This is a genomic window from Roseivivax sp. (genome assembly GCF_054552075.1).
Map to the genome: position 1 here is coordinate 108108 of NZ_JBTOLZ010000002.1, position 13227 is coordinate 121334.

Annotated in this window: 15 protein-coding genes; 12 read left to right on the forward strand and 3 right to left on the reverse strand. The window is 73.7% G+C overall.

Going from position 1 to position 13227, the window contains the following annotated elements; all coding sequences use genetic code 11:
- The first annotated feature begins 457 nt into the window (after positions 1-457).
- The 12 genes from ACX938_RS02030 to ACX938_RS02085 all read left to right on the forward strand — a co-directional run bounded on the left by ACX938_RS02030 (position 458) and on the right by ACX938_RS02085 (position 12174).
- Positions 458-1156 carry a MotA/TolQ/ExbB proton channel family protein gene (locus tag ACX938_RS02030; RefSeq protein WP_459429779.1) on the forward strand — a complete coding sequence of 233 codons (699 nt, stop codon included), beginning with the start codon at positions 458-460 and terminating at the stop codon, positions 1154-1156.
- Positions 1157-1162: 6 nt separating this feature from the next.
- Entirely contained in the window at positions 1163-1552 is a 390-nt protein-coding gene (locus ACX938_RS02035) for an ExbD/TolR family protein (protein WP_232752139.1), read from the forward strand.
- Entirely contained in the window at positions 1549-1959 is a 411-nt protein-coding gene (locus tag ACX938_RS02040) for an ExbD/TolR family protein (RefSeq protein ID WP_459429780.1), read from the forward strand. The genes ACX938_RS02035 and ACX938_RS02040 overlap by 4 nt, the downstream gene beginning before the upstream one ends.
- Complete coding sequence (locus tag ACX938_RS02045; RefSeq protein WP_459429781.1) at positions 1956-3092, forward strand: energy transducer TonB; 1137 nt, start codon at positions 1956-1958, stop codon at positions 3090-3092. Before ACX938_RS02040 ends, ACX938_RS02045 begins: the two co-directional genes overlap by 4 nt.
- A gap of 26 nt (positions 3093-3118) precedes the next feature.
- Complete coding sequence (locus ACX938_RS02050) at positions 3119-4162, forward strand: siderophore-interacting protein (protein WP_459429782.1); 1044 nt, start codon at positions 3119-3121, stop codon at positions 4160-4162.
- A gap of 83 nt (positions 4163-4245) precedes the next feature.
- Complete coding sequence (locus ACX938_RS02055) at positions 4246-6333, forward strand: TonB-dependent siderophore receptor (RefSeq protein WP_459429783.1); 2088 nt, start codon at positions 4246-4248, stop codon at positions 6331-6333.
- On the forward strand, positions 6333-7094 hold the full coding sequence (locus ACX938_RS02060; RefSeq protein WP_459429784.1) for an ABC transporter ATP-binding protein: 762 nt from the start codon (positions 6333-6335) through the stop codon (positions 7092-7094). The genes ACX938_RS02055 and ACX938_RS02060 overlap by 1 nt, the downstream gene beginning before the upstream one ends.
- Positions 7095-7162: 68 nt before the next feature.
- A complete protein-coding gene (locus ACX938_RS02065; protein WP_459429785.1) occupies positions 7163-8047 on the forward strand; it encodes an iron-siderophore ABC transporter substrate-binding protein in 885 nt (294 codons plus the stop codon).
- Positions 8044-9000 carry an iron-siderophore ABC transporter substrate-binding protein gene (locus tag ACX938_RS02070; RefSeq protein WP_459429786.1) on the forward strand — a complete coding sequence of 319 codons (957 nt, stop codon included), beginning with the start codon at positions 8044-8046 and terminating at the stop codon, positions 8998-9000. Before ACX938_RS02065 ends, ACX938_RS02070 begins: the two co-directional genes overlap by 4 nt.
- A complete protein-coding gene (gene fhuB / locus ACX938_RS02075) occupies positions 8997-10979 on the forward strand; it encodes a Fe(3+)-hydroxamate ABC transporter permease FhuB (protein WP_459429787.1) in 1983 nt (660 codons plus the stop codon). The genes ACX938_RS02070 and fhuB overlap by 4 nt, the downstream gene beginning before the upstream one ends.
- Before the next feature lie 186 nt (positions 10980-11165).
- Entirely contained in the window at positions 11166-11594 is a 429-nt protein-coding gene (locus ACX938_RS02080; protein ID WP_459429788.1) for a hypothetical protein, read from the forward strand.
- A gap of 109 nt (positions 11595-11703) precedes the next feature.
- Positions 11704-12174, forward strand: a complete 471-nt coding sequence (locus ACX938_RS02085) for a Dps family protein (RefSeq protein WP_459429789.1) — start codon at positions 11704-11706, stop codon at positions 12172-12174.
- A 205-nt stretch (positions 12175-12379) separates the two neighbouring features.
- Here ACX938_RS02085 and ACX938_RS02090 read toward each other — a convergent pair whose 3' ends face one another.
- From ACX938_RS02090 to ACX938_RS02100, 3 genes are all read right to left on the reverse strand, one after another.
- Positions 12380-12631, reverse strand: a complete 252-nt coding sequence (locus ACX938_RS02090; protein ID WP_232752151.1) for a DUF1289 domain-containing protein — start codon at positions 12629-12631, stop codon at positions 12380-12382.
- A gap of 161 nt (positions 12632-12792) precedes the next feature.
- Positions 12793-12942, reverse strand: a complete 150-nt coding sequence (hemP, locus tag ACX938_RS02095; RefSeq protein ID WP_232752620.1) for a hemin uptake protein HemP — start codon at positions 12940-12942, stop codon at positions 12793-12795.
- A gap of 20 nt (positions 12943-12962) precedes the next feature.
- Positions 12963-13157, reverse strand: a complete 195-nt coding sequence (locus ACX938_RS02100; RefSeq protein ID WP_459429790.1) for a hypothetical protein — start codon at positions 13155-13157, stop codon at positions 12963-12965.
- Positions 13158-13227 lie beyond the last annotated feature (70 nt).

A 13227-nucleotide genomic window follows, 5' to 3' on the forward strand; every position in this document is an offset into this window, starting at 1 on the left:
GCCGGACCGGCCCCTTGGGCCGGCGCTCCTTGGGGTGGCGTGCTCAGTTCGTCTCTAGCCATGACCTTGTTGGGATAAAGCGCGTAGCTCTGAAGTCAGCAGCGCCAGCCCCCGGCCCGGTGCGCGCCCGCTGTTGCGCTTGTGGCAAGGGCAGGAGGTGTGGCTTCGGCGTGGTGGAGGCAGACCAGAGGGTGGCTCCCGCGCGACCCGTTGCATCCGTCCCCGTTTGCGCACGATCAGCACCAAAGCCGCCAATCCGCGCCCCACCCAACCAACCGCACTCCCCCTCTCCCCCGCCCGCTTGACATAACTGACAAAAACAGTCAGTCACCGCCTCACCCAGCCAACCCTCCCGGTCGCCAGGTCCTCCCCCTCCCCGTCCCGCCACGCGCGCCCTGCCTCAAAAAGCCGAGGCCAAGCGCGCCCTTTCGGCGGGCCCACAGAAGGACCCGCGCCCGTGCCCGATCTTTCCGCGCTTGCGACCAGCCTCTCCGCCCAGGGCGCCCTCGCCTCCGAGTTCCTGCGCCAGGGCGGGCCGGTGATCTGGCTGATCGCCGCGCTTTCGGTCCTGACGCTGGCGCTGATCCTCTGGAAGGCCTGGCGGCTGGCGCTGCTCGGCGCCTGGTCGGGCGGGCGGCGGGCGGCCCGGGCGGTGACCCTCTGGAGCGCGGGCCAGCGCGCGGAGGCCGACCTCCTGCTCGAGGGCCGCAAGAGCTGCCGCGCCGTCCTCGTCCGCGCCGCCATGCAGGCGCTCGCCGATCCCGCGCTGCCGCCCGAGGCCGCCGAGGCCGAGACGACCCGCGTCGCCAAGGCGCTCCTGACCCGCGCCCGCGCCGGGCTCAGGCCGCTCGAGCTGATCGCCACCATCGCGCCGCTCCTGGGGCTGCTCGGCACGGTGCTCGGCATGATCGCCGCCTTCCAGGCCCTGCAGGAGGCCGGCAGCCGCGCCGATCCCGCCACCCTCGCCGGCGGCATCTGGGAGGCGCTCCTGACCACCGCCGCCGGCATGGCGGTGGCGATCCCGGCCTCGGCGGCGCTGACCTGGTTCGAGGCGGTGGCCGACCGGCTGCGCCACGAGATGGAGGACCTCGCCACGCGCTTGCGCACGCAAGGACCCGACCGCACCGCCGCCCCGGTGCGCCACGCCGCGGAGTGAGGTGCCATGACCTTCGGTGATCCGCCGCCGCGCCGCCGCCCCTCGCTCACGCCGATGATCGACGTGGTCTTCCTGCTCCTGGTGTTCTTCATGCTCGCCTCGCGCTTCGGCACCGAGCTGCAGCTGCCGCTCGCCACCGCTGGGGGCGGGCCCGAGGCGCGCTGGTCTGGTCCGCCCCGGCTGGTCGAGGTCGCGCCCGAAGCGCTGCGGCTGAACGGCACGGCGCTGGCTCTGGACGCCCTGCCCGGCGCGCTCGAACCGCTGGTCGAGAGCCCTGCCGACACGGTGATCCTGCGCCCCGCCGCGGGCGCCGAGCTGCAGCGGCTGGTCGCGGTGATGGAGCACCTGGGCGCCGCGGGCTTCGGCAACCTCGTGCTGGTCGGAGAGGCGCCATGAGGTTGGAGCCGCCCCCGCGCCGCCGCGCCTCGGAGAACCTCGTGCCGATGATCAACGTGGTCTTCCTGCTGCTGATCTTCTTCCTGATGACCGCGCGGATCGCCCCGCCGGAGCCCTTCGAGGTCACCCCGCCCGAGGTCGCCGAGGGCGCCGAGGCCCAAGGCGTGCTGACGCTCTACCTCTCGGCCGAGGGCGAGCTGGCCTTCCGCGAGCTGCGCGGCGCGGCGGCGCTCACCGCGCTCGAAGAGGCCCGCGCCGAAGACTGCCCCGCGCCTTGTGCCGAAGGCGGCCCCGAGGTGCTCCTGCGCGCCGACCGAAGCCTGCCCGCCACCCGGCTGGCCGAGGTCATGGGGGATCTCGGCGCGATCGGGCTCGCCCGCGTCGAACTGGTGACGGCGCGGCGATGAGGCGGCTTTTGGAAACCACGGCCTTCCTGGCCCTCGCCCTCGGGCTGCACGCGGGCCTTTTCGCGCTGACCCGGGACCGCAGCGCGGGCATCGAGGCGGCGGGAGACGGCGGCGAAAGCCAGCTCTCGCTCGCCGCCGCCGAAGCGCGGCTGGCGGAGCTTGTCGCGGAATGGGACCGCCCGCCCGAGGTCACCGAGGCGCCCGCCCCGCGCCCCGCGCCGTCCCCCGAGCCACCCGCACCGACCCGCGCGCCAGCCCTCGCGGCCCCCGAGGGGCCGAGCGCCCCGGCGCGCCCCGAGGCGACGGCGGGCCTCGCCCTGCCCGACCTGCCCCGGCCCGACGCTTTGCCCGCGCGCGACACACGCCCGCCGCCGCCCGAGCCGGAGGCGGAGCCTGAGCCGGAGGAGGTCACCCCGGAGCCCGCTCCCCAGGCCGCGCCGGTGCCGGAAGAAGAGCCGACGCAGGTGCTCGAAACGGAGCCGCAACCGGAGAAGGAGCCGGAAGAAGAACCGGAGCGGGAAGAAGAGCCCGAGCCGACCCCGGCGCCTCAACCCGAACCGGAGCCTCAGCCCGAACCGGAGCCCCAACCCGAACCGCAACCCGCCCCCGACAGCGCCGCGCCGACCACCGTCGGCCAGCGGCCCGCGCTGCGGCCCGAACGCCCCGCACCGGAGCCCGAGCCGGAGCCCGCACCCGAGCCCGCCCAGCGCCAGGCGACCCGCGCGCAGGCGCCGGACCCCGGGCAATCCGCCCGGGACAGCGCCGCGCAACGGGCCGCCGGCAGCGGCGGCGGCACCCGCGCCGGGGCGGCAACCACCCGCGAAGAGGCCACCCTCAGCGCCGGGGCGCGCCAGAGCCTCACCGCCCGCTGGGGCGGCCAGGTGCGCGCCAGCGTCGAGCGGCGCAAGCGCTACCCGGGCGGCGCCCGGGGCGTCACCGGCACCGCCACCGTGCGGCTCACCGTGACCCGCGCGGGGCGGCTGCAGGCGGTGGGGCTCGCGGGCTCCTCGGGCGATGCGGCGCTCGACCGGGCCGCGCTCGAGGCCGTGCGCCGCGCCAGCTTCCCCGCCGCGCCCGAGGGCCTGACCCAGGCGAGCTACACCTTCACCCTGCCGATCCGCTTCAACGGCTGATCGCCCTGCCCCGACCGGAGAGCGCCATGCCCCTCGACACCCTCGTGACCACCTGGGCCCAGCCCGACCCCGCCGCGCTGATCGACCGGGTGCACCGGGAGATGGCGGCGCAGGAGCTGGCCGTCGCCGCCCGCCCCGGCCCCGCGCTCGACTGCGACACCGGCATCGGGATGCTGCGCTTCCGCTGCGCGCCCGAGGGGCTGCGGATCGAGATCGAGGCCGAGGACGCGGGCAACCTGCACATGCTGCGCGAAAGCCTCTGCGCCCGGCTCGACGCGCTGGCGGGCCAGCCGGTGGCGCTGCAATGGGAAGGCGCCGCGACGCCACAGAAGGGCCTGCCGCCGAACGTGCGGATCGCCCGGGTGCTGGCGCGGCGGCGCGTCACCCCGCGCTTCCTGCGGCTGCGGCTCGGGGCCGAGGGGCTGGCGCCCTTCGCGCGCTCGGGGCTGCACCTGCGGCTGATGATCCCGCCCGAGGGCCGCGCGCCGGTCTGGCCCCGGCTCGGCGAGAACGGCCGCACGATCTGGCCCGAGGGCGCCGATGCGCTGCACCTGCCCGCCTATACGATCCGGGCGATCGACGCGGAGGCCGGCTGGCTCGACGTCGACATCTTCCAGCACGGGCGCGGGCGCACCTGCCGCTGGGCCGAGGAGGTGCCGCTCGGCGCACCCGTGGGTCTGAGCGGGCCCGGCGGCGGCTGGCTGCCGGGCGGCTCGGACTGGCTTCTGGCGGGAGACGAGACCGCCCTGCCGGCGCTGGCCCGGATCCTCGAGACCGCGCCTGAAGAAGCGCGCGGCACCTGCCTGATCGAGGTGCAAAGCCCCGAGGAAATCCAGCCCCTGAGCCCGCCCTCGGGCCTCACCCTGCGCTGGCTCTGCCGCGACCAGGGCGACCCGGACCTGCTGGCGGCGCTGGCCGAGGCGCCCCTGCCCTCGGGCCCCGAGGCTTTCCTCTGGTTTGCCGCCGAGAAGACCCGCACGGCCGAGGCCCGCCAGCTCCTGCGCGCCGCGCCGGGGGTCGAGAAACGCCAACGCTACATCGGTGCCTATTGGATCGAGACACATTCTTGACAACTTTACTCAACAACTCTAGGCAAGCCTCGCCAAGCGACCCGCCAGGCACAATCAGAACATAGCTGCTTAAGGAGAGGGACATGCACCGCATGTACTCGAGCCTGTCGGTCTGCGCGCTTGTCGCGGCGGGTCCGGCTTTGGCTCAGGATATCGCGCTCGAGGCAATCACCGTCGAGGACGACAGCGGCGCCCGGGTCTATGGCGACCCCGTGGCGCTGGACACCCGCGGGGTCACCCGCTTCGACCGGCCCATCGCCGAGACCCCGCGCTCGGTCAATGTGGTCACCGCCCAGGAGATGTTGGACCGGGGTGCCACCGACGTCGAAGAGGCGCTGAGCTACGCCACCGGCGTCAACGCTGGGCAATGGGGCAACGACGCCCGTTCGGACTGGTACAACATCCGCGGCTTCGACCCGACGACCTTTCACGACGGGCTGATCTCGCGGCAGGGATTCTACAACGACGTGAAGCCCGAGCCCTTCCTGCTCGAAAGCGTCGAGGTGCTGCGCGGACCGGCCTCGGGGCTCTACGGCAACGGCGAGGTCGGCGGCGTGGTCAACACCACATCGAAGACCGCCGCGCAGGACAGCCCGGGCATCGCGCAGCTCTCCTTCGGCAACCACGCGCGCAAGCAGATCGGCCTCGATGTCGGCGGCGACCTGACCGAGGACGGGCGGCTCGCCTATCGCTTCGTCGGGCTCTACCGCGACGCCGAGACCCATGTGCAGCACTCGCAAGACGACGCGCTGGCGCTCATGCCTTCGCTGACCTGGCGGCCGAGCACCGACACCGAGGTGACGCTGCTCGCGCGGTATCAGAAGAACGAGGCGACCCCGGACATCCAGTTCGGCTCGATCTACGGCACGCTTTACGACGCGCCCAACGGCAAGAAGCTCGAAAGCGGCTATTTCGTCGGCGAGCCGGGCTTCGACCGCTTCGACGCCGAACACGCCAGCGTCACCGGGCTGGTTTCGCACCGCTTCAGCGACGTCTGGTCGCTCGACGCCCGCGCCCGCTACACCTGGGCCGAGGCCGACTACCGCCACGCCTGGTGGGCCTTCGACGACTACCCCACCCGCTACAACGCCGACGGCACCATCGACCGCACGGTCTACAAGGCCGAGAACACGCTGGAGTCCTTCAACATCGATGTGACCGGCCGGGCCGACTACCGGCTCTTCGGCTGGGAGATGGAGACCCTGATCGGCGCCGCCTATACCCGCGCCACCTACGACAGCGACACCGCCTACGGGATGCAGAACGGGCCGATCGATCCCTTCGATCCCGATTACACCGGCGTCACCATCGGCGATGTGACCGACAGCCCGGCCAACACGGTCGAGGAGACCGGCGTCTACCTGCAGACCAACGCGCGCTGGAACGACCGGCTGCATCTCGATGCGGGCCTGCGCTACGGCATGATCGAGACCGGCGAGACCACCGGCACCTTCAACGACGGCGCGGTGGCGGCCAGCGATGACGCGGTGACCGGCAACCTCGCCCTGCTCTACCGCTTCGACAACGGGCTTGCGCCCTATGTCAGCTACGCCGAGAGCTTCCGCCAGGAGGTCGTCGGCGAGGACGCCCAGGGCAATGCCTTCGAGCCGACGCGCGGGCGGCAATACGAGATCGGTCTGAAATACCAGCCCGCGGGCAGCGACACGCTGCTGACGCTCGCGGCCTTCGACATCGAGAAGTCGAACCTCGCGGTGACCGATCCCGACAACCCCGCCTTCCAGGTGCAGACCGGCGAGGCGACCTCGCGCGGGATCGAGATCGGGGCCAAGCATCACTTCGGCGATGTCTTCGTCGATGCGGGCTACACCTGGCTCGAGACCGAGAACGCCTCGGGCGACCGGATCTCGCAGGTGCCCTCGGAGTTCGGCTCGCTCTGGGTCGACTGGCGTCCGCAGGGCGGCGCGCTCGACGGCTGGAGCCTCGGCGCCGGGGTCCGCCACACCGGCGAGAAATGGGATGGCACCGACAGCCAGCGCACCCCGCCCTCGACGGTCTATGACGCGGCGCTCGGCTGGTCGCAGGGCGACTTCGACCTGCGGCTGAACGTGCGCAACCTGACCGACGAGCGGGTCGTCTCCTTCTGCGGGACCGGCGCCTGCTACATGGGCCAGGGCCGCAGCGTGACCCTGACCGGGACGATGACCTTCTGATGTTCGAGCTGCGCGACATCTCGCGGCGCCACGACGGGCGGGAGGTGCTGGGCATCGACCGCCTGTCGCTCGGCGGCGCGGGGCTGACGGCGATCCTGGGCCAGAACGGCTCGGGCAAGACCACGCTCCTGTCGCTCCTGGCGCGGCAGGCGCGGCCCGACACCGGGTCCATCACGCTGGAGGGGGCGCCCATCGCGGCGCCCTCGCAGCGGGCCTTCGCGCGCCAGGTCGCCTATCTGCCGCAGGTGCTGCCGCAGGTGCCCGGGCTGACCGCCCGCGAGTTGGCGGGGCTTGGCCGTTTCGCCTGGCGCGGCGCCTTCGGACGCTGGGGCCCCGCCGACCGTCAGGCGGTCGAGACCGGCCTCGCGGAGACCGGCGTCACCCACTTGGCCGAGACGCTGGCCGACGATCTGTCCGGCGGCGAGCGGCAGCGCGCCTGGATCGCCATGCTGCTCGCGCAGGAGGCGCCGATCCTGCTGCTCGACGAGCCGACGGCGGCGCTGGACCTCGCCCATGCGCACGAGGTCATGGGCCTTCTGCGCGCCATCGCCACCCGCGGCGGCTGCCGGGTCATCGTGGTCCTGCACGACGTGAACCTCGCCGCGCGTTTCGCCGACCGCGTCCTGGCGCTGCGCGGCGGGCGGCTGGCCTTCGACGGGCCGCCCCGCGACTTCCTCGAGCCCGGCACGCTCCGGGCGCTTTTCGACATCGACATGGCGCTGCTCGACGGGCCTTCGGGCCCGGTCGCGGTGGTGGCCTGATCCTCTTCGCCCCTGATCCCCTCCGCCCCGACCCTGACCGCCACGCCCCATCCGCAAGGAGACCTGACATGTTCCGCCTCGCCGCCTGCCTCCTGCTCTGCCTCACCGCGCTGGCGCGGCCCGCGCTGGCCCAGGACAGCCCGCCCGAGCGCATCGTCGCGCTGAGCTGGGCCCAGGCCGAGACGCTGGTGGCCCTGGGCGTCACGCCGGTCGGCGTCGCCGATGTGGCGCGCTACGCGCGCTGGGTCGGCACCCCGGCCCTGCCCGAGGGCGTGGCCGACATGGGCCTGCGCCCCGAGCCCAACCTCGAGGCCATCGCCGCCGCCGCGCCCGACCTGATCCTCGCTTCGGACCAGCAGGAGGACCTCCTGCCCGCGCTGCGCGAGATCGCCGAGGTCGCCTTTGTCGAGGGTTTCGACGCCGGCCAGGACAACGCCGCGGTGGCCCGCGCGGCGCTGCGCGACCTCGGGCAGCGGCTCGGACGCGAGGCCGAGGCCGAGGCGCTTCTGAGCGAGGTCGCGTCCCGCGCCCGCGCCGCCGGCGACCGGGTGCGCGCGCATTTCGACGGCGCCCCGCCGGCGGTCCTGCCGATCCGGCTGCTGACCGCGACCACCGTGCGGGTGCACGGCGAGAACGGCATGGCGCTGGCGGCGCTCCGGGCCATGGGGCTCGAGCATCCGGCGCCGGGGGAGCCCACCGAATGGGGGTTCACCCAGCGCCCGGTCGAGGATCTGGCAGGCTTCGAACGCGCCGCCGTGGTGAACTTCGTGCCCTTCCCCGAGCGCGCGGCGCTTTACGGCAGCGAGCTCTGGGGCTTCATGCCCTTCGTGCGCGCGGGCCGCTTCGCCGAGGCCGGGCCGGTCTGGACCTTCGGCGGCCCCTATTCCATCGCCGAGCTGGCCGAGGCCATGGCCGGGGCGCTGGTGACGCTCGACCCCGAGGCGGCGGAATGATCCGCGCGCGCACACCGCATCGCAGCGCAGGCGCGCTCCTCCGCGCCTTGCTCCTGGCGCTCAGCACGGCGCTCTCCGCCGCAGCGCTTCCCGCCTTCGCCGATGGCCCGGTCAGTGTGACCGACCGGCGCGGCCCGCAGAGCTTCGAGGCGCCGCCCACGCGGATCGTGGTGCTCGACTGGGCGCTGGCCGAGGCGCTGCTCGACCTCGGGATCGCGCCCCTCGGCGCGCCGGAGCTGACGCTCTACCGCGACTGGGTGGGCACGCCCGCCATGCCCGAGGGCGTCACCGACATCGGGCTGCGCAGCGCGCCCAACCTCGAGACCATCGCCTCCCTCGAACCCCAGGCGATCGTGGCCGCCGATCTCTCCGCCCAGGAGGTCGCGCGGCTGGAGGCCATCGCGCCGGTCCTGGTCTTCGACGCCTGGTCGGCCGATCACGACAACCTCGCCGCGCAGCGCGAGATCTTCCTCGAGCTGGCGCTCCTGACCGGGCGCACCGCCCGCGCCGAGCGGCTGCTCTCCGAGATGGAAACCGAGATCACCCGGCGCGCCGAGGCGCTGGCCCGGGCCTATGCCGGCACCCCGCCCGACACCGCGGTGATCCGGCTCAACGATGCCGCGACGCTTTGGGTCTACGGCGAGAACGCCGTGCCCACGGCCGCGCTCGAGGCGCTCGGCGTCGCCAATGCCCTGCCGCAGCCGCCCTCGCGCTGGGGCGTGGCGCAGAAAAACCTCGACGCCCTCGCCGAGGTCGAGCAAGGCGCGATCATCGCCATCCGCCCCCACATGGCCGGGGCGCAGGTCTTCGAAAGCCCGCTCTGGCAAAATCTGCCCGCCGTCGCCGCGGGGCGCTACGCCGAGGCCGGCCCGGTCTGGAGCTACGGCGGCTACCTCTCGCTCCTGCGCCACGCGCGGGCGCTGTCGGACGCGCTTCTGGCGCTGGCGGAATGATCGCCCGGCCCGCCCGCCTGCCCTTGCCGGGGCTTCTTGCGCTGACCCTCGCGCTGGTCGCGGGGCACCTCCTCCTGCGGATCGAGATCGCGCCGGCGCGCTTCCTGGCGCTTCTGACCGGCACCGAGGCCCAGAGCTTCGCCGAGATCCGCGTCACCCACGCGGTCCTGCCGCGCATCGCCATGGGGCTTGCGGTGGGCGCGGCGCTGGGGCTCGCGGGCAGTCTTTTCCAGCAGATCACCGGCAACCGGCTGGCCTCGCCCCTGACGCTCGGGGCGGCCTCGGGGGCCTGGCTCGCGGTGGTGGTCGCCACGCTCGCCGCCCCGGCGCTGGTCGCGGGCGCGCGGGAGTGGGTGAGCCTCGCCGGGGCCTGCCTGGCCTTCGCGCTGGTCGTGGGTATCGCGGGGCTGCGCGGGCTTCTGGGCCTGCGCGCGGTGCTGGCGGGCATGGCGGTGAACCTACTCTTCGGGGCGCTCGCGGGCGCGCTGGTGCTCCTTGAGAGTCCCTATTTCAGCCATCTCTTCGTCTGGGGCGCGGGCGACCTGGGCCAAAGCGGCTGGGCGAGCCTGACCTGGGTCCTGCCGCGCCTCGGGCTCGCCGCGCTCGGCGCGCTGGCGGGGCTCCGGGTGCTGGGGCTCCTGCGGGCGGGCGCGGGCGGCGCCGAGGCGCGCGGGCTGTCGCTGGCACCCTGGCTCGGAGGGCTGGCGCTGATCGCGCTGTTCCTGACCGCGGTCAGCGTGGCGGCGGTCGGCATGATCGGCTTCATCGGCCTTCTGGCCCCGAACCTCGCGCGGGCCTGCGGCGCGCGCCGTCCCGCGCAGGAGATCCTCGCCAGCGCGCTGATCGGCGCGGCGCTCCTGACCGGGGCGGACCTCGCGGCGGTCCTGATGAGCGGCGCCCTGCCCGACATGGTGCCGACCGGCGCGCTGACCGCGCTCGGCGGCGCGCCCGCGCTGGTCCTGCTGCTGCGCCGGAGGCTCGGGGCCGCCGATCACGCCGCGCTGGAGATGCCGCAGGGCCCCGCCCGGCTGCGCCCCGCCGCCCTGGCCGCGCTGGCGCTTTGCGCGGGATGCGCGCTGGTCCTCGCGCTGGCGCTGGCGCAGGGGCCCGGCGGCTGGCGGCTCACCTGGCCCGAGCCGATGACGCTGTCGTTCCGCTGGCCGCGCATCCTCGGTGCCGCCGGGGCGGGCGCGGCCATGGCGCTCTCGGGGGTGATCCTCCAACGGGTGATCCGCAACCCGCTGGCCAGCCCCGAGGTCCTGGGCATGTCCTCGGGGGCGAGCTTCGCGCTGGTGCTCGTGACGCTGCTGACCGGGGTCTCGATCCACAGCGTCGGCGCGGGCGTGGCGCTGGCGGGCAGCCTCGGGGTCATGGTGCTTCTCCTGGCGCTGGTGCGGCGGCACGGCAATGCGCCCATGGTGGTGGCGCTGGTCGGGATCTCGCTCGGCGCGGTGCTGGACGCGCTGGTGAAGATCGCTCTGGCAGCGGGCACGGCGGACAGTTTCGCGATCCTCGGCTGGCTCGGCGGTTCGACCTACCGGGTCTCGCCCGGAGGCGCGCTGAGCCTTGCGGGCGTGAGCCTCGCGGGCGTCGCCGCCGCCTGGGCCGGGCGGCGCTGGCTGACGCTGATCGCGGCGGGCGACGCGGTGGCCGAGGCGCGCGGGCTGGCCATCGCCAAGGCGCGGGCCGGCTGCCTGGCCGCTGCCGCCGCGCTGGCGGCGCTGGTCACGGCGGTCATGGGACCGGTGAGCTTCGTCGGCCTTCTCGCGCCGCATCTCGCGACGCTGATCGGCGCGCGCCGGGCCGGGCCGCAGGTGCTGGCCGCCCCGGTGATCGGCGCGGTGCTCATGGTGGTGTCGGACTGGCTGGGGCGGGTGCTGCTCTACCCGATGCAGCTGCCCGCGGGCACCATCGCGGCGCTGCTCGGGGGCGGGTTCTTCCTGGTGACGCTCCTGCGGCTGCGCGGCGGGCGGGGGTGACGGAGGGAGCGGGGCGGCACGTGGCAACCGACCGTCCGACCTTGTCCCGGGCCAAGCACCACCTCCGAGCCCCCCGCGGCATCTCGGCGCGCGCCCTGCCCTTGCAGCCGCCATACCCTACAATTATTGTCAGCCATAGCGGCGCCCCACCTGCCGCCTGCCCCACAGCCTTCGAGGACCCCACCCATGGTGCCGCTCAAGCTCGAGCATCTGCCCTTCGACCCGGCCCCGCGCCCCGCCCCGATCGCCGAGCCGATGCGGCCGCTTCTGAACCACCTGCGGGTCACCGCGCTGAGCTGCCGGACGGCGGCGCGCAGCGACCTCTTCCAGGCCTGCGCGGTGCTCTCCACCGACCGCACGGTGGCCCGCAGCGCTTTTGCCGAGACGCTGGTGCGCGGGCTCGCCCAGGCCTTGGGCCAGCGGCCCGTCCTCTATCGTCCCGGCGCGCGGGAGGTCTCGTTCGACGAGGCCTGGCTGGCGCGGCTCGCCCATTCGGCGCAATCGGGCGACGAGGACAGCTTCCAGTTCCTGATCCGCGCCCGGGTGCCCCATGCGGCGCGGCGCAACCTGGCCTTCCTGGTGCGCGCGGTGGCGGCGGAATTCCAGCCCGTTTAGAATTATTCTAATCTCTCCATTGTTCTTCCCGGCCAATGCCCCAAATAATGCCGGGCGAGCCAGCGGACCTGCCAGCCAGCCCCGAGCCAGGACAGATCAAGGAGATGTCATGACCCAGACCGCACATTCCCTGACCCCCGACGCGCAAAGCGCCATCGGAGCGGCGCTGCAGCAATCGGTCGCCGAGACCACGGTGACCACCATGCTGGCGCAGAACTTCCACTGGAACGTCACCGGCATGGCCTTCGCGCCGCTGCACGAGCTGTTCCAGATGATCTACGAGGATCACTTCGAGGCCCAGGACGACCTGGCCGAGCGGATGCGCGCGCTCGACGTGCATGTCGAGGCGACGCTGGCCGGCATGGTCGAGGCCTCCAAGGTGGCCGAACATTCCGGCACCGCCAGCGACAAGCAGATGATCGAGGCCATGCTGGTCGCCCAGGAGACGCTGGCCGCGACGCTCGCGGGCTGCGGCGAGCTGGCCGCCGAGCATGGCGACACGCTGACCGAGGATCTCTGCATCGCGCGCGGCCAGACGCACGAGAAATTCGCCTGGTTCCTGCGGGCGCATCTGCGCTGAGAGCCGCGCGGCGACCCCGGCCTGACTGGTCGGGGGGCGCCCCGGCGGCGCGCTCGCACACGGGTACGACCTAGGCCGGGGAGCTCTACCTTCGGATCTCGGGCAGCGCCCCGGCGGCGCGCTTGCGCAGGGCCACGACCTAAGCCAGTGGCTCTACCTTCGGATTTCGGGCGGCGCCCCGACCGGGCGCCCTGCCCGCACCCCCTCAGGCGCTCAGCGCCAGCTTCGGGCGCGCGCCCTTCTTGGCGCAGCGCTTCTCATAAGCCGGGGCCCAGGCGCGGTATTTGCCCATGTTCTCCTGCTGGGCCACGAGCATCGTGAGGAAAGCCTCGCGGTGCTTGTTGCTTTTCAGGGACTTGAAGAGCTTCTTCTGACCCTTGGTCATGGAACAGCCGATGCAGTGGCCCTCGCGGCGGAACTTGCAGACGTCGATGCAGGGGCTGGGGATCTTGCTCATGGGAAACCTCGCTGGGGGCGCGGGCCGGGCCGGTCCCCGGGGGCGCCGCGCGGGGCGAGGGAACCCTGCGGGGCGCCTCCGGTCCGCCACCCGACCTCGGGGCGCGCCGATGGCTGGGAAGATGCGGGGCCGGGCGCGGGAGGCGCGGCCCTTCGGGGGGGTCATTTCGTCAGGATCAGCTTCTCCGCACGGGTGATGCGCAGGGTGTAGACCTGCCCGTCGAGGACGAGCCGCGCGCAGGCATCGCTGCCGACGAGGCGGCGGGCGTCGTAAACCGGCGTCGGCGCCGGATCGGTGTCGCTGGGGCACATGGGATCGCTGTCTTCCTTGGTCATGGCCGCGTTCCGAGCCGGTCGGCAAGCGCCTCGACCGGGGTGTCCGAGGGCCCGCCCGCCTCGAGCGCCGAGGTCAGCACCTCGCACCAGCAGGTCTCGGGCCGCTCCGGGCAGGCGTGACGCTCGGCCCGCGCGCGATTGCGGGGCGCGGAGGATGGCGCGGCGCAAGGAGTGGCAAGCGGTCTGGTCATGGATCTGTCCCCGGTTCGAACCGCCGGCGCGGCGCCCGGCGGTGCGGGGATAGTCGACTGTTTTAGTCGG